The sequence below is a fragment of the Mesoterricola sediminis genome (genome assembly GCF_030295425.1).
GTDB classification, from domain to species: domain Bacteria; phylum Acidobacteriota; class Holophagae; order Holophagales; family Holophagaceae; genus Mesoterricola; species Mesoterricola sediminis.
Map to the genome: position 1 here is coordinate 2273414 of NZ_AP027081.1, position 21133 is coordinate 2294546.

Genomic DNA, 21133 nt, shown 5'->3' on the forward strand with positions numbered 1-21133 from the left:
GGCACCTCCAGGCTTGAACTTACCATCGATGCCGGTTTTTGTCCGGCGGACCCCTCGCGGGCGGGGGCTGGGGGGGCGGGGCAGGGCGGGGCTGGCCAGGGCCGCGCGGGCCTTCTAAACTGGGATTTCCAAACTCGAGGTGCCCTTGAACGGAAAACCCACTGATCTGGCCGAGCTGGAGCGCCCCATCCTGGACCTGGAAGCCCAGATCCGCGCCCTGGAGATGGATCCCGCCAAGGCCAAGGAACGGGAGCGGCTCCGGAAGAAGGCCGAGAAGCTGAAGGCCGAGGTCTTCGCGTCCATCACGGACTGGCAGCGGTCCCAGCTGGCCCGCCACCCCCGGCGCCCCTACACCCTGGATTACATCGAGCGCATCTGCGACCGGTTCGAGGAGATCCACGGGGACCGCGCCTTCGCGGACGACGCGGCCATCGTGGGCGGCCTGGGCTGGATCGCCGGGCAGCCGGTGATGGTCATCGGCCAGCAGAAGGGCCGCGACACCAAGCAGAAGATCATCCGCAACTTCGGCATGCCCCGCCCCGAGGGCTACCGCAAGGCCCTGCGACTCATGAAGCTGGCGGAGAAGTTCAACCGCCCCGTGCTCTGTCTCATCGACACCCAGGGGGCCTTCCCGGGCCTCGACGCCGAGGAGCGGGGCCAGGCCGAGGCCATCGCGCGCAACCTCAAGGAGATGGCCCGCCTGAAGGTGCCCGTCGTCGCCGTGGTCATCGGCGAAGGCGGCTCCGGCGGCGCCCTGGCCCTGGGGGTCGCCAACACGGTCCTCATGCAGGAGTACGCGGTCTATTCCGTCATCACCCCGGAGGGCTGCGCCTCCATCCTCTGGAAGGACGCCGCCCAGGCCCCGGCCGCGGCCGAGGCCCTTCGGCTGACCGCCCCCCACCTCCTGGAACAGGGGATCATCGACGCGATCGTGCCCGAACCCCTGGGCGGGGCCCACGGCGACTGGGACCAGGCGGCCGTCCTCCTCAAGGAGGCGGTGACGAAGGCCTTCGCGGACCTCGCGCCCCTGGACGCCCGGGCCCTGGTGGACCAGCGCTACACCAAGTTCGCCCGCATGGGGAGCGTCATCTCATGAATCCGTTGCCCTGGCGGCTCCGCCGGGCCCACCTGACCTCGAGCGATCCCTGGCGGCCCTTGGCGGACCGCTTCGGCCTCTCCCTGGAAGCCGCGCGCCTCGCCTGGCTCCGGAACGCCGACGCGGAGGAACTGGCCTGGCGGCTGGACCCGGACCTGGGCCGGGCCACGGACCCCTTCCTCCTGCCCGGGGTGGCCGCCGCCGCGCGCCAGCTCCGCGAAGCCATCGACCGGAAGGCCCGCATCTGCGTGTACGGCGACTACGACGTGGACGGCGTCACCGCCACGGCGCTCCTGACCCGCGTCCTGGCCTCCCTGGGCGCCCAGGTGGACTTCTTCATCCCCAACCGGTTCAGCGACGGGTACGGCCTGAACCAGGCCTGCATCCAGGACCTGGTGGAAACCCGCCGCCCGGAGCTCCTGGTGTCCGTGGACTGCGGGGTCCGATCGGCGGCCGAGGTGGCCGCCTCCCGTGACCTGGGCGTCGCCTGGATCATCACCGATCACCATGCCCTGGGCGACACGATGCCTGACTGCACGGTGGTCCACCCGGGCCTGGACGCCTATCCCAACCCCTGGCTGTCCGGCGTAGGGGTCGCCTTCAAGCTGGCCCAGGCGGTGGCCGAGCTCTCCCAGGGGGGACCGGCGGCCCAGCCGGCCTTCCTGCGCGCCCTCCTCAAGCTGGTGGCGCTGGGGACCATCGCCGACAAGGTGCCCCTCCTGGGGGAGAACGCCCTGCTGGTGAAGGAGGGCCTGGCGGCCCTCGGCGGCCCCAACGCGGCGGGCCTGGCGGCCCTGCTCCGCATGGCCAAGGTGGAGGCCCCGCTCCGGGCCCGGGACGTGGCCTTCCGCCTGGGCCCCCGGCTCAATGCGGTGGGGCGCATGGGCGGCGCCGAGGATGCCGTGCGGCTGCTCTTGTCCAAGGATCCGGAGGAGGCGGAGGCCCTGGCGGCGCGCCTCGAAGGCCTCAATGCCCAGCGGCGGGCGGTCCAGGAGGACCTGGCGGCGGCCCTGCCGCCTCCCGGCGACGCGCCCTTCGACCTGGTGGTCTGCCCCGGCGCCCACAAGGGCGTGCTCGGCATCGTCGCCGGCCAGCGGGCCCGCACCTACAACCGGCCCTCCGCGGTGTGCACCGTGGTGGACGGCGTCGCCCAGGGCTCGGCCCGGGCGCCGGAGGGCTACGACCTCATGCGCCTGCTGGAGGAGGCCAAGCCCTTCCTGCGCACCTTCGGGGGCCACCGCCAGGCCGCGGGCCTCACCTTCGACGCGGGGCGCGAGACCTTCCTGCGGCGGGCCCTCAACCTGGGCGCGACGGCGCAGGCTGGCGCCATGGGGCCGGCCGTCCTGGCCGTGGACGGCCGGGGCCTAGCGGAGGTGCCGGACGCCGCCGAGCTCGACCGCCTCGAACCCTTCGGCCAGGGCTTCCCCGAACCCGTCTTCCAGGTGGAGGGCGAGGTGGACGGGGCCTTCCGGTCCTTCAAGGGCGTCCACAGGTTCAAGCTGAAGGGCGTCCGCAGCGAATTCACGGTCTTCGGGGAGGCGCCGCCGCCCTACGCGGGCCGGGTCTCCCTGGCCGTCTCCCCCCAGGACAGCCTCCGGTGGCCCCGCGCCTGGCGGGTCGAGGGTGAACTGGACCTGGCGGAGGCCCCATGAGCCCGTTCCGCCGCTTTTTGAGCACCCGCCATCCAGCCTGGCGGGCCGTGGGCTGGCTCCTGGTCCTGGCCATCGCCGGCTCCACCGGGCTTTTCATGGCCCGGGGCCCCCGGGCCCTCAAGCCCGGCGCCGCCGCCTACCCCGGCGAGGGCACCCAGGGCCGCTTCGGCACCTTCGTGGAGCACCTGGGCTCGGGGACCTTCGCCCTGTCCTACGACACCATCGAGGGCACCCGGGAGGAGGTGCGCCTGGGCAAGGTGGCCGGCCGTTTGGAGGAGCCCGGCACCGTCTGGGGCATGGTCTCCCCGTCGGCCACGCGACAGGCCGGGGCCTGGACCCTGATGGGTCCCCTGCAGGTGGAGGCCAAGGATCTGGAGGGCGTCCTGACGGGCCGCGGCTTCATGACCGACCCCAGGCCGGCCCTGGGCTGGAACCAGGGCGTGTGGACGGGCCTGGGCCCCCTCGTCTGGGACGACCTGGAGGGGAGCGGCCAGGGCCGCTGGTTCCTGCCGGCGGGCTGGACGCGGAGCCTCGATGGCCGGTTCAAGGTGGCGCGGGGTCCCGTGCGGTGGGAAGCCGCGCACCCCGGCGCGCTCCAGACCCTGACCGCCTCGACCATGGAGGCCACCCTGGGCTTCCAGGAGGGCACCCTCGGGGGGGTGGATGCGCGGTTGGACGGCGGCGCGGTCCAGGCCCACCGGGTGGACATCACCCTGCCCACCGTGACGTTCCTGGCGCCCGTGACCTTCCAGCGGGGGGACGGCTGGACCGGGTCCGCCGAGGGCGGCGTGGCCCCCCGGCCTCCCAAGGGCCAGCCCTTCGACCAGATGGAATTCCGGCAGTTCCAGGCCACCCGCCCCATCGAGGGGGGCACGGAGGCGGTCAACGCCCAGGGCGCCCGCTGGACCTCCGCCGGCCTCCGCCTGGAGGGGGACGTGCGCCTGGAACAGCCTGCCGACAAGGCGACTGCCATCCTCCGGGCCCCCCGGGTGCTCCAGCGCACCGGCCCGGGGCCGGATCTGCCCGCCGACCTGCGGGAAGGGGAGACCTGGGCCGAACCCCAGGCCGTGCTCACCTGGGGGCCCCGGACCCTCTCCAGTCCGCGCATGATCGGCCGCCATCGCACCCGCACCTGGCGCGTCCAGGCCCCCGTCCTCGGCCGGGGCGAGCTGGGCACCTTCTCCGCGGGGGCGGGGGAGGGCAGCACCCGGCGCTGGGTCTTCAAGGGCCCGATCCAGGCCCGGTTCTTCGACGGGGCCCTGGTCCGGGGCGACCAGCTGGTGTGGGAGGACGGGGCCATGACCCTGACCGGCCGACCGGTGACCTGGACGCGGCTGCGCCAGCGGCTCACGGGCATGAAGGTGCAGCGCATGGGGGACGTGGTCCGCTTCCCGGAGGGCATCTCCGGCGCCCTCGCGGGCCAGGGGGGCGACATCAACCTGCAGGCCGACAAGGCGGACGCGCGGGGTTCCCTCCTGAACCTGGACGGGCGCGTGACCTGCACGGGGGAGGGGTGGCGCTTGCAAGCCGACCGCATCTCGGTAACGCTAGGGCCGGGGAACACTGTGAAGCAAATCTCTGCCAATGGATCAGTTGTATTAAAGGGCCGCATGGGCGAAGGCCGGGGGGAGGCCCTCGACCTGGATCCCGTCAATCAAGCAGCCAAATGGCACGGCGGGGTCCGGGCCGTCACGGAGGTCCGGCCATGATCGAAACGGCCGTCCGCCTGGAGGCGACCAACCTGCACAAGCGCTACGGCGACCGGAGCGTCGTCCGGGGCGTCTCCCTGGAGATGTCCCCCGGCGAAGTGGTGGGCCTCCTGGGTCCCAATGGCGCCGGCAAGACCACCACCTTCTACATGGTGGTCGGCGTGGAGGCCCCCGACCAGGGCACCATCCGGTGGCTGGGCCGGGACATCACGTCCGAACCCATGCACCGCCGCGCCCGGCTGGGCATCGGCTACCTGCCCCAGGAGAGCAGCGTCTTCCGGGGGCTGAGCGTCTGGGACAACCTCATGGCCCTGGCGGAGCTCCAGCCGCTCAGCCGAGCGGAGCAGGTGGCCCGCTGCGAGAAGCTCCTGGCCGATTTCCACCTGCACAAGGTCCGGGACACGCTGGGCATGTCCCTGTCCGGCGGCGAGCGCCGCCGGTGCGAGATGGCCCGGGCCCTGGTGACGGATCCGCGGATCATGCTCCTCGATGAACCCTTCGCGGGGGTGGACCCCAAATCCGTGCTGGAGATCCAGGGTCTGATTGCCGATCTGAAGGCCAGGGGCATCGGCGTGCTCATCACGGACCACAACGTGCGCGAAACCTTGCAGATTGCGGACCGGGCGTACATTCTTGCAGATGGAATGATCATGAAGCACGGCCTCCCCCAGGACATCGCGGAAGACCCGGACATTCGCCGGGTTTACCTGGGCGACCGGTTCAGGCTGGACTGAATGGCGAACCTCGGACCGCAACTTTCCCAGCGCCTCACCCAGAGCCAGACCCTGGCCCTGACCCCGGCCATGCAGCTGAAGCTGAAGCTGTGGCAGATGAACCTGCTGGAGCTCAGCCAGACCATTGAACGGGAACTCGGCGAGAACCCCCTCCTGGAGCTCCTGGAGGACGGCGACGAGACCCCCACCCTGGAGGCCCTGGAGGAGGGCCGGGACAGCGAGGTGGCCGAGGGGGCCGAGGCCAACGCCGAACTCCCCGAGGGCGTGGATTCCGTGGACCTGGGCCCCCTGCCGGACGCCCCGGCCGAGATGGACCCCCAGGCGGACCTGGAGCGGTTCACCGAGGAGGGCATCAGCCAGGTCCAGGAAATCGAGATGGGGGCCGAGAACAGCTGGGACCTGGACATCCCCCGGACCAGCAGCCTCCCCGAGGACGAGCGCATGAGCTGGGAGGACCGGCTCAGCAGCACCGAGACCCTCCAGGAGCACCTGCTCGCCCAGCTCTACCAGGTGATGGACCCCGACGATCCCCGGGCCCGGCCCATGGAGGCCCTCATCGACCACGTGGATCCCAAGGGCTTCCTGCGCCTGGATCCGGACCAGCCCGCGGAGACCTCCCCCCGGGAACTGGCCGAGGACCTGGGCATCCCCCTGGACCTGCTGACGGACCTGCTGGAGATCCTCCAGGAATTCGATCCCTCGGGCGTCGGCTGCTTCAACGTCAAGGAGAGCCTGCTCCTCCAGCTGCGCCATGCCGGCGCCGAGCCGGATGACCTCGCCGTGCGCATCATCCAGGAGCAGAGCGAACTGCTCAGCCAGCGGGACAGCGCCAAGCTCCGCAAGGCCATGGGCTGCTCCGAGGAGGACCTCAACGAGGCCCTCGCCGTGCTCCGCCACCTCCACCCCACCCCCGGCCGGGCCTTCGATCCCGAGAACGAGCGGGTGGTGAAGCCCGACGTGGTGGTCCTCAAGGGGGAGGATGGCGCCTGGAAGGTCTACCTCAACGACGAGACGGTCCCCCGGCTCCGGGTCAGCGGGGAGTACCGCCACTTCCTGGCGGCCGCCGAGGCCAAGGACGACAAGGATTTCATCCGGGACAAGTACCGCAGCGCCCGGGATTTCATCCGGGGCGTCGAGGACCGGAACCGGACCGTCCTCCGGGTGTCCGCGGCCATCGTGGACCTCCAGCGCGATTTCCTCGAGCACGGCATCGAGCGCCTGCGCCCGATGGTCCTGCGGGACGTGGCGGAAGCGACGGGCTTCCATGAATCTACTATTTCGCGTGTGGTGAAGGCCAAGACAATCCACACCCCCCAGGGGCTCTTCGACCTGAATTACTTCTTCAGTGCCAGCCTGGGATCCAACAGCGGGGACGATGTCTCCGCGACGGTGGTCAAGCACAAGATCAAGGCATTGGTGCAGGCCGAGGACCCTGCGAAGCCGCTTTCGGACGAGACCATCGCCAAGCTGCTGGAACGGGACGGCATCAAGGTCGCCCGACGGACCGTGAACAAGTACCGGGAGGAAATCCGGATCCCACCCGCCTCCCGTCGCCGGAGACGGTGAACGTTCACCCCGGACGGCGCACCTTATTCGTGAGGCAGTGCCGTTTTCCACCGGACCCTCCGGGGTCCAATCCTTCAAGGAGTCCACGATGAAGGTCATCTACACCGGCCGCCACGTCGAAGTGTCGGACGCCCTGCGCGCGTCCGCCCAGGAGGGTCTGGACAAGATGCAGGCCTACCTGGACGACATCATCGACGTCCATGTGATTTTCAGCGTCGAGAAGTTCAGGCACATGGCCGAAATCACGCTCAAGACCCGGACCGCCGATTTCGTCGCCTCCGCCGAGAGCCCCGACATGTACCAGAGCCTGGCCCAAGCCTTGGACAAGCTGGAGACCCAGGCCCACAAGCATGCCGGCAAGCGCCAGACGGGCCTCAGCGTGAAGGTCCATGAGGCGCTGGCCACGGAACGCGAGGCCTGACGGCCGGTTGATTGCGCGGAGGGGCCCGGGCGACCGGGCCCCTTTCACATTCCCCGGCGCCCCAGGTTCGGGTTGAGCGCCTGGGCCCGGGCGAAGGCGGCGGCGGCTTCCGGCCGGCGGCCAAGAGCCTGGAGGAGGCGGCCCTGAGTCAGGTGGACCTGGGCGTCCCAGGCACGGCGGGCGAGCGCCGGCCGCAGGGTGGCCAGGGCCTGGGCCGCAGCCCCGGACGCGGGATCGGCGCGGCTCAGGAGCCAGCCCGCGTGGGCGAGGGCGAGGGCGGTCCCGGGTTCCTGGGCGAAGGGGCGGGCCTGGGCCAGGGCCTCCCGGGCGGCGCGGAGGCTGGCGGCCCGGGTTTCGGGGCGGGCCAGGGCCTCCAGGGCGCGGCACCGGGCCAGGGCCGGGAACACGGTGGCGCCGAGGCCGGGGTTGAGGGCCAGGGCGGCCTGGAGGTGATCCAGGGCCTCCGGCAGGTCGCCGCCCGGGGGACGGCCGGCGCCCAGGGCCCATTCCGCCCGTTCCGCCAGCATCTGGGCGAGGCCCGCCTGGGCCTGGTACGAGCGGGGGTTGAGATGGAGGCCCGCCCGGAAGGCCTGCCGAGCCTCGGCGAAGGCGGCGGCCGGGTCCTGGCCCGTCATGGCCTGGTACAGGGCCAGGTCCACCAGGGTGGCGCCCCGGGTGGTGTCGTGGCCCACCCACGGTTTGAGGGCGGAGGCCTGGGTGAGGCAGGCGACGGCGCGCCGGGCGGCCTCGGTCGGGTCCTGGCCGTGGTCCAGCTGGTACTTGGCCTCCTGCCCATGGCAGCAGCCGATGCTGTCGAGGAGCCAGTCCTTGAATTGGGGCCGGTCCAGGGCCCGGCTGAGGGCGGCCACGGCGCGGGCGAGGGTGGGCCGCGGATCCAGCCCCTGGGAGGCCTCCCAGTCGGCCCGGTTCCGGAGGCAGGTGCCCAGGTTGTTCCAGAGGGGATTGTCCTGGGGCCGCCAGGCCAGGCCCTCCTGGGCCGCGGCGATGGCCGCGTCCAGGCTGGCCGTGGGGTCCTGGCCGCGGTTGAGGAGGTGGGCGCCCCAGCGGCGATGGATGGCGGCCCGGTAGCCCAGGGCCTTCCAGTCCCGGGGGTTGGCCTGGAGGCACAGGTCCACCGCCTCCAGGGCCCAGTCCCGGTCCGCCTGGGTGGCCCGGCCGCGATCCAGGCGAAGCTGGTAGGTGAGCAGACGCCGCTGCACCTCGCCCTGGTAGGCGAGGGGCGCGCTGCGGGCCACGTTCCGGGCCTGGGCGAGGGCCTTGCCGGCCTCCTCCAGGCGGACCTCCGCGTCCTCGAAGCGGCCTTCCCCGAGGCGGAGGGCCGCCAGGGCCTGGTGGGCTTCCGCCTCCAGGAGCCAGGCTTCGTACGACCAGGGGGCGGCCCGATGGTACGCCTGGGCCTTGGCGATGGCGTCCCCGTACCGCTCTTCCACCAGGGCCAGCACCGCCTCCACGTAGTCGGGCCCGTCCTGGCGGGCGCCCCGGGCCCGGCGCAGGCAGGCCAGGGCCGGCTGGCGCAGGTCCTGCTCGGTGTCCTTTTTCTTGTCCAGCAGGACCTGGCCCCGGAGGCCCTCCAGCTCCCCCTGGTAGAGGCGGGAGAGGGTGAGGCCCAGGGCGAGGGCGGTGTCCGGATCCTGGGGCAGACGGCCGGCACCCGCCTCCAGCTCCTTGCGGGCCTCCTCCAGGCGATCGAGGGCGAGGTAGCCGCGGCCCAGGGCGACCCGGGCGGCGGGGAGGGTCCATCGCCCCAGGTGTCCCAGGCTGGCGAGGATCTGGTCCAGCCGCTCCTGCACCCGGGCGCGCTCCTCGGTGACATCGTGGAGGGGCAGGGTGTAGGACCGGTTCAGGATGTCCTCCAGGTACTCGGCCTCCCGGCCGTACTTCTGGTAGGCCTGGCTCATGGCGCGGGCGCGGAAGGCCATGGCCACGCCGAAGGCCGCGAAGGTGACCACGGCCAGCAGGGAAACGGCGGCCACCCAGGCCAGTGCCCGGTTCTTGCGGTAGCACTTGACCAGCCGATAGCCCAGGCCGGCGCCATCCGCCAGGACCGGATCCCCGTCCAGGAACCGCTGCAGGTCCTCCGCCAGGGCCCGGGCCGAGTCGTAGCGGCGCGCCGGGTCCTTCTCCAGGGCCTTGCGGACCACCCGGGCCAGGTCCCGGGGCACGGGCGGCCCCAGGGGCGCGGGCTCCTCCTCGACGATCTGGCGGACCAGTTCCGGCAGGGGCAGGGCAGGGGAGAAGGGGGGGTGGCCGCTCAGGCAGGTGTAGAGGGTGGCGCCGAGGGCGTAGACATCCGAGCGCCGGTCCACCCCGCCCAGATGGCCTTCGGCCTGCTCAGGGCTGCAGTAGGCGGGCGTGCCGAACAGCACGCCCGGCAGGGCTTCGGCCCCTTCGCCCTGCTCCTGGGCGACCCCGAAGTCCATGAGGCAGGGGCGCCAGGCGCCGTCCTCCTGGGCCTCCAGCATGATGTTGCCGGGCTTCACGTCGCGGTGGATGATGCCCAGGCGGTGGCAGGCGTGGAGGGCCAGGGCGACCTCCCGGACGATGTGCACCTGCTGTTCGAGGCTGAGCCGGCCGATGGCCTCCTTCAGGGTGGGGCCGGCGATGAAGCGCATGGACAGGTAGGGCTGGCCCTGGTGCTCGTCCACCGAATAGATCTGGCAGACGTTGGGGTGCTCGATGCGGGCCTGGGCGCGGCCCTCCTGGAGGAAGCGCTCCGCCTGGCCCTGGCCCAGGCGCTTGGGGAACTTCAGGGCCACGATGCGCTTGAGCTGCTGGTCGAAGGCCTTGTACACCGCCCCCATGCCGCCGTCGCCCAGGAAGGCCAGGGGCAGGTAGCGTCCATCCAGGGGCAGGGGGAACAGGGCCCGCTCCTCCGGGAGCAGCACCGATTCGTAGGCGCCGCTGGGCGTCCGGGAGAGGGGGGGCGGCCCGGGGGCCAGGGTCGCGTCCGTGTCCGCCCCGAAGGCCTCGTCCACCACCCCCTGGAGCCGCCCGGCGTCCAGGAGCTCCTGAAACCGGGCGGCCAGGTCCGCCTCGGACAGGGTCTCCGAATCCCCCCGCGGGGACAGGCCCAGCTCGGCCGGGCGGATCAAGCCGCGCTCCAGGGCCGACTTGAGGATGCGGGCCTGCTGGCTGATGGTCAGCGGTTGCGTCATCGGGCGGGTCTCGGGTGGGGCCTGTTCAGGAACCCGCCCGGGCAGGGAAGGGACCCTCCCCGCCATGGACAGGCACCTTGACCATACAATCGACCTGGGGAGGAACCAACCCTTTCCGGCGGGTATGCTGGGGCATGCACTGTCCCCGCTGCCAACACCCCCAGGAGGACGGCCTCGAGGCCTGCCAGGCCTGCGGGGTGGTGTTCAGCCGCTGGCCGCCGCCTCCCCGGCCGGTCCAGACGGCCCCCGAGGACGGCGGCACCTGGCTCCAGGACCTGCTCTGGCCGGAACCGGCCGGGTCGGCCGGGGCGGTGCTCGCGCGGGCCTTCGCCCTGGCGGTGCTGGCCCTCCTGACCGTCCGGGTCCTGGCCGCCCCCCTCACCGGGCCGGAGGCCATGGGGTTCCTCCACTGGATCGATCTGCCCTTCCACGAGGCCGGCCACTTCGTGTTCAGCCCCTTCGGCACCTTCCTCCACATCCTGGGCGGCACCCTCGGCCAGCTCCTGGTCCCGCTCCTCGTGGCCGGGGCCTTCGCGCGCCAGCGGGACCCCTTCGGGGCCGGCGTGGGTCTCTGGTGGATGGGCCAGAGCTTCGTGGACTGCGCGCCTTACATCGCCGACGCCCGGGCCCGCCAGCTGCTCCTCATCTCGGGCGAGACGGGCCAGACGGACTGGGAGGGGCACGACTGGTACCAGCTCCTGGACCGGACGGGCCTCCTGTCCCTGGACCTGACGCTCGCGCGTTTCGCCTGGATCCTCGGCGCCCTCCTCATGGCCGCGGCCCTCGCCTGGGGCGTGTGGACGCTGCGCCGGCAGTGGCCGGGACGCGCCTGAGCCCTGGCCGGCCGTCCAAAAAGTGCCAGCCTCCTGCACAAAAGGACCAGCCCGCAGGGGGCGCTCCCTGGCCCGCCGGCCTATGAAGGCCTCAAAAGGACGTAAAACCACCTTTAGGTCGCCAATACAAAGGCCGTGATATCACCGGAACTTTGCCATTCATTCCCTGGGCCGGGGGAAATCGTGATTCTAGGATCGATTTCATAGACGAAAGACCGTCCGGGTCGACCCGGCCGGAAGCATTCCCCCTCAACCGGGCGGCCGTCGGCCTGCCCATGCATCCAGGAGCCACCATGCGCAAGCGCATCACCCTTCCCCTTCTGGCGGGCCTGCTGGCCGCGGTCCCCGCCACGGCCCAGGACAAGGCGAGCTTCAACATTTATGGCACGCTCATCGCCTACGGCGAGAACGTGGAGGCCACCGGCGCCACCCGCGCGACCGCCTACAACAATTCCATGGTGACGATCGCCCCCACCGCCACCAACGTGCCCGCCCGCTTCCGCTTCACCTGCAGCACCTCGAACATCGGCTTCAAGGGCGACTACAAGGTCGACGGCGACAACTTCAAGGTGATCTGGCAGCTCGAGAGCTCCGCCAGCGTCGACGGCGACCAGCCCAGCGTCCTCGCCGGCCGCAACAGCTGCATCGGCATCGCCGGCAAGACCTGGGGCACCCTCTTCGTCGGCAGCTGGGACACCCCCTACAAGGTTCCCCAGATCTTCACCGGCGCCCTGCGCGGCCTGTTCCCGTTCGACTTCAGCCTGACCGGCAACCCCGGCTTCAACGTCCCCGGCACCGTCACCAACTCCGGCCGCGCCGGCACGAAGAACGACGCCTCCTTCAACCGCCGCCAGGGCAACAGCCTGCAGTACTGGAGCCCCGACTGGAGCGGCTTCAGCTTCCGCCTGGCCTACTCCGCCAACGAGTCCAAGCCCACCACGGACGCCGCCACCACCCTGCAGTACAACCCCACCGTCATTTCCGCCCTGCTGACCTACAAGATCGGCGGCCTGACCCTGAACTACGGCTATGAGCAGCACAACGACTACTTCGGCCTCTCCCAGCTGACCGGCAACGCCACCGCCCCGAGCCTGACCAACACCGGCTCCAAGGACGAGGGCCACGAGTTCCTGGCCTTCTACGTCATCAAGGAGACCGGCACCCGCATCACCGCCATGGTCGAGCAGCTGAAGTACCACAACGACGAGACGGTCATCGGCAAGGTGAACGAGTACAAGCGCACCGCCTGGGCCGCCTCCGTGCAGCAGACCTTCGGCCAGCACAAGATCTGGGGCGTCTACAGCAACGCCGCCGACGGCTCCGCCACCGTCCTGGGCACCGCCAACACCAGCACCAGCAACCTCGGCGCCAGCCAGGTGTCCCTGGGCTACGCCTACTCCGTCGCCAAGACCGCCGACGTCTTCGCGACCTTCTACCAGATCACCAACAAGGAAGCCGCCACCTACGGCGCCTTCCCCGTCCTTTCCGGCATCAACCCCGGCGCCGACACCAAGGGCTTCGGCGTGGGCATCCTCTACACCTTCTAGGAGTCGACCATGAGTGATGAGAACAATTTCTCCCGCCGCGGCTTCCTGGGCGCCGGCAGCGCCCTCCTGGGCGGCCTCGCGCTGACCCAGCTGCCCCTCGACGCCGCCGGCAAGCCCGGCACCGTCGTGGAAACGGCCATGCCGAAGAAGTGGGATGAGACCTTCGACGTCGTCGTCGTCGGGTCCGGCTTCGCCGGTCTCGCCGCCGCCTACGAGGCCAAGAAGGCCGGCGCCTCCGTCGTCGTGCTCGAGAAGATGCCGACCGCGGGCGGCAACTCCATCATCAACGGCGGCATCGTCGCCGCCGCCGGGAGCCCCCTGCAGGCCAAGATGGGCATCAAGGACAACCCGGAGCTGATGGCGCAGGACATGATCAAGGCCGGCCTCGGCCTGAACCACCCCGCGCTGGTCAAGCTGATCTCCGAGAAGTCCACGGAGACCGTGCTCTGGACCATCAACGAGCTGGGCGTCAAGTACCTGGACAACGAGCTGGTCCAGGAGGGTGGCCACACCGTCAAGCGCAGCTACAAGACCTACAACTCCAGCGGGTCCGCCATCGTGCTGCCCCAGCTCGAGAAGCTGAAGGCCCTGGGCGTCGAGCCCCGCCTCGAGACCTACGTCGCCAAGATCTACCGCGACAAGGACGGGCGCGTGAAGGGCCTCCAGGTCCGCGAGGGCTACGAGTTCCCGAAGGCCGACAGCGGCAAGGTGAAGAACATCCGCGCCCGCAAGGGCGTGGTGCTGGCCCACGGCGGCTTCGGCCAGGACGTGGCCTTCCGCATGATCCAGGACCCCAAGCTCACCGCCAAGTTCGAGAGCACCAACCAGCCCGGCGCCACCGCCGAGATGTGGCGCGAATCCGCCCGCGTCGGCTGCAACATCATCCAGGCCGACTGGATCCAGGTGGGCCCCTGGGCCTCCCCGGACGAGAAGGGCTTCGGCCTCGCGCCCCACTTCGCCCAGGAAGCCGCCTCGATGTACGGCATCTGGATCGACGCGACCACCGGCAAGCGCTTCATCGACGAGCTGGCCAACCGCAAGATCCGCGCCGACGCGATCATGATGCTCATGAACCAGGGCCACCAGTGCGTGGCGCTGGCCGACGCCAAGGGCGTCAGCCGCCTGACCCCGGGCGTCATGACCAAGCTGCAGGAGCGCGGCGTGGTCAAGGCCTTCCAGACCCTCGAGGCCGTGGCCGACTACTACAAGATGCCCAAGGCCGCCTTCCTGGAGACGGTCGCCAAGTACAACACCAACATCAAGAACAGCGATCCCAAGGATCCCAAGGACGACATCAAGAACAGCACGAAGCTCCCGCAGGGCACCGCCCCCATCGAGACCGCGCCGTACTATGTCTCCCGCCTGCTCCCCAAGATCCACCACTGCATGGGCGGCATCTTCACCAACACCAACGCCGAAGCCATGGACGTCAGCACCGACAAGCCCATCCCCGGCCTCTACGCGGCCGGTGAGGCCACGGGCGGCGTGCACGGCGCCGTGCGCCTGGGCAGCTGCGCCGTCATCGACTGCCTGGTGATGGGCCGCGCCGCCGGTTCCAACGCCGCCAAGGCGAAGGCCTGGGGCTGATCCATGCTGCGTGCCTTCCTGATCGTCCTCCTGGGCGTTCTGAGCGTTCCCCTGGCTTCCGCGCCCGCGCGGAAGCCGGGGGTGAAGGCCACCGCTTGCGCAACCTGCCATGGCAAGGACAAGGTCCTGCCCGCCGGCCATCCCGACCTGAAGAAGGCCGGGGCCTGCGGGGACTGCCACTCCGGGGAGAAGAGCCTCCGGACGAAGCTGGACCTGGCGCATCGCCACGCCCTGGCTGGCGTGGACTGCGCCGCCTGCCATGGCAAGGCCAAGCCCGCCAAGCCCGCGGCCTCCGTCTGCACGGGGTGCCACGACCTGGAGGGCCTGGCCGCCAAGACCGCGCAGGCCAAGGACCACAACCCGCACGCGGACCAGCATGGGTACGCCAAGAACTGCAACCTGTGCCACCACGCCCACAAGAAGTCCACCAATCACTGCATTCAATGCCATTCCTTCAACTGGCCCGTGCCTTGAGCCGGGTCCTGGGAGTCCACCATGGGTAATCTCGGCATCACCGAAATCCTCCTGATCGGCGTCGCGCTGCTGATCTTCTTCGGCCCCTCCAAGCTCCCCGAGCTCGGCAAGTCCCTGGGCCGCGGCATCCAGGAGTTCAAGAAGGCCAGCCGCGAGCTGACCAACAGCGTCTCGGACGAGACCAAGGCCTGAGATGGACGCCGCCACCGCCGACGAGCTCCAGGGCCGGATGCCGTTCGCAGAGCACCTCCGGGAGCTCCGCATCCGGCTCGTGAGATCGCTCGTCGTGGTCGCGGCGGCCTTCGCAGTCACCTACGCCTTCCGCGTCCGGCTCTGGGCCTGGGCCCAGGTGCCGTTCCTCGAGGCCATGGCCAGGAATCTCAAGGTGAGGCCCGGGGAACTCCATCCCTGGGCCTACACCGACCTGGCCGAGCCGTTCTTCAGCCTGATGCGCCTCTCGCTCTGGGCCGCCGCCTTCCTCGCGGCCCCCGCGGTGCTCCTCCAGGTCTGGGGCTTCATCAGCCCCGCCCTGCGCACCCGGGAGCGCCGGCTGATGATCCCCTTCCTGGCGGCGACCTCGGGCATGTTCGCCCTCGGGCTGGCGTTCGCCTACACCCAGGCCTTCAAGTTCCTGGGCGACATCCTCTTCCAGGAGGCCCAGGGGGCCGGCCTTCGGGCCAACCTCCACATGGAGGCCTACCTTGATCTGTTCATCTCCACCCTGGCCATCACGGGCCTCATGTTCGAACTGCCCGTGCTGGTGTTCTTCCTGGCGCGCTTCCGCATCCTCACGGCCCGGGGCATGTTGAAGTACTGGCGCCACGCCACGATCGGGATCCTGGTGGCCTCGGCGTTCTTCACGCCCGGGGACGTGATCCTGACGACGATCTTCTTCAGCGTGGTCCTGCTGGGCCTCTACGCGGTCTCCGTGGCCGTCGCATGGGTGGCCGAGCCCAGGAGCTGATCCGGCTATTGGCCGGCGACCATGCCCGCGCGGCTGTTGCGGTAGTCGGTGGGCGTCTGCCCCACGACCCGCCGGAAGGCCTTGGCGAAGTACGAGGGATCCTCGTAGCCCAGGTCCAGGGCGATGGCCTGGATGGAATCCGTGCCGTGGGCGAGGCGCCGGCGGGCCTCGATCATGCGGCGCTCCTCCAGCGCGGCGTGCGGGGACTTGCCCAGAATCCGCTGGCAGATGCCGCCCAGCCGGCGCTGGGAGCACCGCAGTTCGTGGGCGAACCGGGTCATCTCCCAGTGGGAGCGGTAGGCCTCGTCCATGAGGCGGGTGAAGCGCTGGAAGAGGAGGTGATCGGCCTGGGAGAGGCTGGCCTCCGCGGGCCGCTGCCGCTGGCAGGCCTGGTGCAGGAGCTGGAGGAAGGCCGCCACCAGGTGGAACTGGGCCGTGGGGCAGAAGGTGCTGGCGTCCGAGGATCCCTCGTGCAGGATCTTGACGATGGCGCAGAGGCGGTCCGCGACGCCCGGGCTGGCCAGGGCCACCCCTCCGGGCGGGAAGGCGTTGGTCACCAGGAGGGTGGTGCCGGCCGGCAGGAATTCCTCGGTGAAGCCCAGGGACCACCCTTCCGCGTCGGCGGTGGGGTAGTAGAGGTGGGCCTGGCCCCGGGGCACCACCAGGGCCCAGGGCGCCTGGAACTCCACCGTCTCGCCGTGCATGATCTGGCGCCCGCCCCCGCGCGTGAGCACGAAGACCTGGTGGAAGGGATGCGTGTGCAGGGCCGGTTCGCTGCACTGGAAGCGCAGGTTCCGGACTTCGGTCACGGGGAAGATGGAGAGGGAGGCGTTCGGCATGGTCAGGTGGTATGACCAAATTATCATGAGTTCAAATCTTTCGCGATAAAAAGATCGATTGCTCCCAAACCCGCATGGCGGGCCGCGGGGCCCTGCTATCCTGGAGGAGATGGAGGTGAGCATGGCCGAAACAGCCGCCGCGCCCGCAGCTGCCGAGAAACAGGACGTTCCCAAGCAGGTCTGCCAGAAGTGCCGCAACAGCTATACCCTGGACGCGTTCAACCACGGCGTGGAAGGGCAGGCGTGCGTCTGCCGCCGCTGCCTGGTGGCGATGGGGTACAAGGTCTAGCCGTGGATCAAACCCTGCAGGATACCGCCGCCATCCTCGACAAGGCGATGGGGGGCGGGCGCATCGACGAGGCGGAGGCCCTCCACCTCCTGGAATACGCCAGTCTGCCCGACCTCGCCGCGGCGGCCACCGCCGTCCGCGACCGCCACAATGATCCGGGGCGGGTGAGCTACGTCATCGACCGCAACGTCAACTACACCGATGTGTGCAACGTCTACTGCACCTTCTGTGCCTTCTACCACAAGCCCGGCAACGCCAACGGCTATGTCCTGACCTGGGAGCAGCTCAAGCGCAAGGCCGAGGAGACGAAGGCCGTGGGGGGCACCGGCTTCCTCCTCCAGGGGGGCGTCAACCCCGATCTCCCCTGGTCGTACTATCTGGAACTGGTGGGCTTCCTCAAGGACCTGGGCATCTGGGTGCACGGGTTCAGCCCGGTGGAGATCCAGATGATGGCCAGGCTGAGCGGCCAGAGCCTGGAGAAGACCCTCCAGGACCTGCGCGCGGCGGGCCTGGGCAGCATCCCCGGCGGCGGCGCCGAGATCCTGGTGGACCGGGTCCGCCGGAAGATCGCCCCCCTCAAGGGCGGCCCCGAGCGCTGGCTGGAGGTCATGGAGGCCGCCCACGCCATCGGCATGAAGACCACGGGCACCATGATGTTCGGCATCACCGAGACCCTGGCGGAGCGGGTGGAGCACTTCCGCGTCCTCCGGGCCCAGCAGGACCGGGCCCTGGCCCGGGCCAACGGGGGCGGGCACACCGCCTTCGCCGCCTGGCCTTTCCAGAGCGGGCACACCGTCTGGGAGGGCAAGGTGCCCCGGCCCACGGACGCCGAGTACCTGCGCACCATCGCGGTGGCGCGCATCTACCTGGACAACATCCCCCACGTGCAGAGCTCCTGGGTGACCATGGGCCGCAAGACGGGCCAGATGGCCCTCCACTACGGCTGCGACGACATGGGCAGCCTCATGCTCGAAGAGAACGTGGTCTCGGCCGCGGGCACCTGCTATTCGGTGAACCGGGACGAGATGGAGCGCATGGTCCGCGGCGCGGGCTACGCGCCCTGGCAGCGGGACAACATCTACCGGCCCGTGGGCTGAGGGGGACGCGCCATGCGGATGCGGTTGGCGATCGGCCTCTTGGCCTCCATGTGCCTGGTTGCGGGCAAACCTCCGACCAAGCAAGTGCGGCCCGCCCGGTCCACCTCGCCGGTCCTGAAGGCGGATCCGACCGTCGCCCTGCCGGGGGCGGCCGGGGAACGCCTGGATCCGGCGACGGGGCGGGGCAGGGCCATCGGCCCCTTCGGGGAATCCCGGACGGACTTCCAGGCCACCCTCATGCCGAACGGGCGGGTGCTCGTCACCGGCGGGTCCACCCGCACCGCCACCTCGGAGTGGTTCGACCCCGCCACGGGGCGCTTCACGGCGGGTCCGGCCCTCACCCGGCCCCGCCAGGGCCACCGGGCCCTCGCGACCCGGGACGGCCGGCTGATCCTCCTCGGGGGCACGGATCCCGCGGCCCCGGCCGAGGTGCTCGACCCCGGAGCGTCCGCCTTCAAGGCCATTCCCGGCGCGGTGTTCGGGGTCAGCGCCGAGGCGGTGGACCTGGACGAGGGGCGGGTGCTGCTCATCGACGGCCAGTCCGGCGCCATCCACGCGTGGGACGGCCGGAAGGCCACCTCCCAGAAAGGGACCCTCGCGCGCCCGCGCTCCTTCTTCCGGGCCCTGCGCCTGAAGGACGGCAAGGTGGCCATCCTGGGCGGCTGGCCTTCGGACGCCCGGGTTCGCGGGCGCCGGCCCGCCCCGGGGACGGACCTGCCCGTGGAGGTCTTCAATCCCCGCTGGTCCACCCTGTCCACCTGGTCCAGGCTGCCCCGGCCCCGGGCGCGCCACCAGGCGACACTCCTGGAGGACGGCCGCATCTGCCTCTTCGGGGGCGTGGGCGCCGACGGGGAGACCCCGGTGGCCGAGCGGGAGCTCCTGGACCCGGTCCGGGAGACCGTCACGCCGGCCGGGACCCTGGAGGGGAACGGCTTCCCCGCCTGGGCCGAGGCCGCCGGCGGCGGCGCCTGGTTCCTGCCCGAGGCCGGGCGCCAGGTGCTGCGCTGCGCCGGCCCCCTCGATCTGCCCGGGGGCAAGCCCGCCGGGCGCCTCGCCAACGGCTACCTGGGCGGCATCCTGGTGCCCCTTCCGGACGGCACCCTCCTCGTGCTGGGCACCTGCGCCTTCGGCGATCCCATGGACCGCTGGGATCCGCGCACGCGCAGCTGCGCCGTGGCGGGGACCCTCCGGGCGGGAACCCGCGACCTGGGCCTCCTCCCCGACGGCCGCGTCCTGGCGGCCGGGGACGTGGTGGACCTCGTGGACCCGCGCACCGGCGCCCTCACCCCCCTGGGGTGGCGGGAGGACCTGGAGCCGCTGCTCCGCACCCTCCGGCCGGTGCCGGCCCCGCCCGGGCCGCCGCCCTTCGCGGCGGGCCAGGTCCGCGCCGGGGCCGCGGTGGTCGCGCTGGACAAGGGCCGCGCCCTGGTGGCCGGCGGTTCCCAGGACGGCGAGCCATCGGGTAGCCTGGAGATCTGGGATTTCAAGAAAAAGGCCCTGGCCCCCGCCGGATCCGCCAAGATCCGCCGTTCGGCGCCGTCGGCCCTGAAACTCAACGATGGGACCGTGCTGATCTGGGGCGCGGGGAAGGAGTGAGAAGGTGAAGGACATGACGCTGCTGATGGGGATCGTCGGGGGCTCGGGAAGCGGGAAGACCTCCATCGCCCAGGAGCTGCTCCGGCGGATGCGGGACGAAGGCCTGGACGCCATGCTCCTGGACATGGACGCGTACTACGCGCCCCTGGAGGTGGTGAAGGCCCGGTTCCGCGGCGGCCCCATCAACTGGGACCATCCCCGCGCCTTCGACCTGGAGCTCATGGCCACCCACCTGGAGGCCCTGCGCAACGGCCAGCCCATCCGCAAGCCCATCTACGACTTCAAGACCTCCGACCGGATCGGCTGGGAGGAGCCCATCCACCCCGGCCAGGTCGTGCTCCTGGAGGGCCTGCTCCTCTTCGCCCTGCCCGAGCTGCGGGCCCACCTGGAGGTCAAGATCTTCGTCGACACCGACGCCGACATCCGCATCCTCCGCCGCATCCAGCGGGACACCGCGGAGCGTGGCCGCTCCATCGAGAGCGTGATCGACCAGTACCTCAACTCGGTCCGGCCCATGCACCTGGAATTCGTCGAGCCCAGCAAGCGCTGGGCGGACCTCATCGTGCCCGTGGGCGTGGAGAACACCACCGCCCTGGAGATGCTCCTCAACCACGTGCGGGGCCGATTGTCGGTCTAGGAGGGTGGCCAAGTAATCGCACGTGTCCCTGACTTTTGCGCCAACGAACCCTGCGGCGCGGGAGTCCGGGACACGTGCGATTACTGAGCCGGGCTCCTAGCGTCCCGTTCCCGCCCGTTCCAGGGCCAGTTCCCGGCGGCAGGCCTCCCAGGCCTCCCGGAAGACGGCGCTGCGGGGCTCCAGGTCGAGGGCGGAGGCCAGGAGGGGCAGGGCGGCGGCGGAGTCGCCCCGGAGCAGCAGGCAGAGGCCCGCGTTGTAGGTGGCGGCGGCCAGGACCTCCGGGCTCGTGCCCCAGCGCAGGGCCTCCAGGGAGATCCGGAGGGCCCCTTCCACGTCCCCGGCCTCCAGGCGCGCGAAGGCCTCGGGATTGGGGTCCGGGAAGAAGACGAGGTTCCGGGGCTCCGTCCAGGGCTGGAGCAGCCGGATGATCTGGAGGCCCAGATCCTCCAGGGCCTCGTCCCGGAGGTCGGCCGGCGAGGGGTGGAAGAAGGTCTGGCCCGCGGCCCGCAGTTCCCGCGCCCGGGAGGCCCACAGACAGCGCGACGCCGGGGCGAAGGGGCCGCTGGGCTGCACCACCGCGCCGAGACGGACCACGGTCCGGGCGCAGGCGCGGCCTCCCCGTTGGTTTTCGCCGCGCACCACCTCCTCCACGTCCAGGGCCAGGTTCAAGACCAGGCCGCCCGGTGTGGGGGCCGGGAGGACCCGCAGGCCCGGCCAGGCTTCCGCCTGCCGGACGCAGGCCGCCTGCAGGTCCAGGGAACCCTGGTCGCCGGCGGCCTCGAACACCACCTCCTCGCAGACCCGGCCAAAACCCGGCCGGTGGGCGAGGTCCACCCGGACTTCCGGGAGCACGCGCCGCTGGGGCGAAAGCAGGGGCTTGGGAGGCAGGGAATTCAATACAAACCTTTAATATGCG

Annotated in this window: 19 protein-coding genes; 16 read left to right on the forward strand and 3 right to left on the reverse strand. The window is 70.9% G+C overall.

Annotated elements, in window-relative coordinates; translation table 11 throughout:
• Positions 1–145: 145 nt before the first annotated feature.
• The 6 genes from R2J75_RS10050 to hpf all read left to right on the forward strand — a co-directional run bounded on the left by R2J75_RS10050 (position 146) and on the right by hpf (position 7178).
• A complete protein-coding gene (locus tag R2J75_RS10050) occupies positions 146–1096 on the forward strand; it encodes an acetyl-CoA carboxylase carboxyltransferase subunit alpha (RefSeq protein WP_243334005.1) in 951 nt (316 codons plus the stop codon).
• A complete protein-coding gene (locus R2J75_RS10055; protein WP_316410055.1) occupies positions 1093–2748 on the forward strand; it encodes a single-stranded-DNA-specific exonuclease RecJ in 1656 nt (551 codons plus the stop codon). Before R2J75_RS10050 ends, R2J75_RS10055 begins: the two co-directional genes overlap by 4 nt.
• Positions 2745–4457 carry a hypothetical protein gene (locus tag R2J75_RS10060; protein ID WP_316410056.1) on the forward strand — a complete coding sequence of 571 codons (1713 nt, stop codon included), beginning with the start codon at positions 2745–2747 and terminating at the stop codon, positions 4455–4457. The genes R2J75_RS10055 and R2J75_RS10060 overlap by 4 nt, the downstream gene beginning before the upstream one ends.
• Positions 4454–5191 carry an LPS export ABC transporter ATP-binding protein gene (lptB, locus tag R2J75_RS10065; protein ID WP_243333998.1) on the forward strand — a complete coding sequence of 246 codons (738 nt, stop codon included), beginning with the start codon at positions 4454–4456 and terminating at the stop codon, positions 5189–5191. Before R2J75_RS10060 ends, lptB begins: the two co-directional genes overlap by 4 nt.
• Complete coding sequence (rpoN, locus tag R2J75_RS10070; RefSeq protein ID WP_316410057.1) at positions 5192–6757, forward strand: RNA polymerase factor sigma-54; 1566 nt, start codon at positions 5192–5194, stop codon at positions 6755–6757.
• An 88-nt stretch (positions 6758–6845) separates the two neighbouring features.
• On the forward strand, positions 6846–7178 hold the full coding sequence (hpf, locus tag R2J75_RS10075; RefSeq protein WP_243333995.1) for a ribosome hibernation-promoting factor, HPF/YfiA family: 333 nt from the start codon (positions 6846–6848) through the stop codon (positions 7176–7178).
• A 44-nt stretch (positions 7179–7222) separates the two neighbouring features.
• Here the strand turns inward: hpf and R2J75_RS10080 are convergent, their stop codons facing one another.
• Positions 7223–10354 (reverse strand): serine/threonine-protein kinase, encoded by a 3132-nt coding sequence (locus tag R2J75_RS10080; protein WP_316410058.1) that lies wholly within the window; start codon positions 10352–10354, stop codon positions 7223–7225.
• Between the two features lie 134 nt (positions 10355–10488).
• Here R2J75_RS10080 and R2J75_RS10085 point away from each other — a divergent pair, with 134 nt between their 5' ends.
• The 6 genes from R2J75_RS10085 (at position 10489) to tatC (ending at position 15759) form a co-directional block, all read left to right on the forward strand.
• Positions 10489–11187, forward strand: coding sequence for a hypothetical protein (locus R2J75_RS10085; protein WP_243346972.1), 699 nt, complete (start codon positions 10489–10491; stop codon positions 11185–11187).
• 293 nt (positions 11188–11480) lie between these two features.
• On the forward strand, positions 11481–12734 hold the full coding sequence (locus R2J75_RS10090) for a porin (RefSeq protein ID WP_243333991.1): 1254 nt from the start codon (positions 11481–11483) through the stop codon (positions 12732–12734).
• 9 nt (positions 12735–12743) lie between these two features.
• Positions 12744–14321, forward strand: a complete 1578-nt coding sequence (locus R2J75_RS10095; protein WP_243333990.1) for a flavocytochrome c — start codon at positions 12744–12746, stop codon at positions 14319–14321.
• Between the two features lie 3 nt (positions 14322–14324).
• Complete coding sequence (locus R2J75_RS10100; protein WP_243333988.1) at positions 14325–14795, forward strand: cytochrome c3 family protein; 471 nt, start codon at positions 14325–14327, stop codon at positions 14793–14795.
• Positions 14796–14816: 21 nt separating this feature from the next.
• Positions 14817–14987 carry a twin-arginine translocase TatA/TatE family subunit gene (locus R2J75_RS10105; protein WP_243333986.1) on the forward strand — a complete coding sequence of 57 codons (171 nt, stop codon included), beginning with the start codon at positions 14817–14819 and terminating at the stop codon, positions 14985–14987.
• Between the two features lies 1 nt (position 14988).
• Positions 14989–15759 carry a twin-arginine translocase subunit TatC gene (tatC, locus tag R2J75_RS10110; protein WP_316410059.1) on the forward strand — a complete coding sequence of 257 codons (771 nt, stop codon included), beginning with the start codon at positions 14989–14991 and terminating at the stop codon, positions 15757–15759.
• Between the two features lie 5 nt (positions 15760–15764).
• Here tatC and R2J75_RS10115 read toward each other — a convergent pair whose 3' ends face one another.
• Complete coding sequence (locus R2J75_RS10115; RefSeq protein WP_316410060.1) at positions 15765–16598, reverse strand: helix-turn-helix transcriptional regulator; 834 nt, start codon at positions 16596–16598, stop codon at positions 15765–15767.
• A gap of 121 nt (positions 16599–16719) precedes the next feature.
• On the opposite strand from R2J75_RS10115, the gene R2J75_RS10120 reads away from it, so the two are divergent.
• The 4 genes from R2J75_RS10120 to udk all read left to right on the forward strand — a co-directional run bounded on the left by R2J75_RS10120 (position 16720) and on the right by udk (position 20217).
• On the forward strand, positions 16720–16887 hold the full coding sequence (locus R2J75_RS10120; RefSeq protein WP_243333979.1) for a hypothetical protein: 168 nt from the start codon (positions 16720–16722) through the stop codon (positions 16885–16887).
• Between the two features lie 2 nt (positions 16888–16889).
• Complete coding sequence (locus R2J75_RS10125; RefSeq protein ID WP_316410061.1) at positions 16890–17984, forward strand: CofH family radical SAM protein; 1095 nt, start codon at positions 16890–16892, stop codon at positions 17982–17984.
• A gap of 84 nt (positions 17985–18068) precedes the next feature.
• A complete protein-coding gene (locus tag R2J75_RS10130; protein ID WP_316410062.1) occupies positions 18069–19580 on the forward strand; it encodes a Kelch repeat-containing protein in 1512 nt (503 codons plus the stop codon).
• Positions 19581–19593: 13 nt separating this feature from the next.
• Positions 19594–20217 (forward strand): uridine kinase, encoded by a 624-nt coding sequence (gene udk, locus R2J75_RS10135; RefSeq protein ID WP_243333972.1) that lies wholly within the window; start codon positions 19594–19596, stop codon positions 20215–20217.
• Between the two features lie 96 nt (positions 20218–20313).
• Here the strand turns inward: udk and R2J75_RS10140 are convergent, their stop codons facing one another.
• Positions 20314–21114 (reverse strand): hypothetical protein, encoded by an 801-nt coding sequence (locus tag R2J75_RS10140; protein WP_316410063.1) that lies wholly within the window; start codon positions 21112–21114, stop codon positions 20314–20316.
• Between the last annotated feature and the right edge of the window lie 19 nt (positions 21115–21133).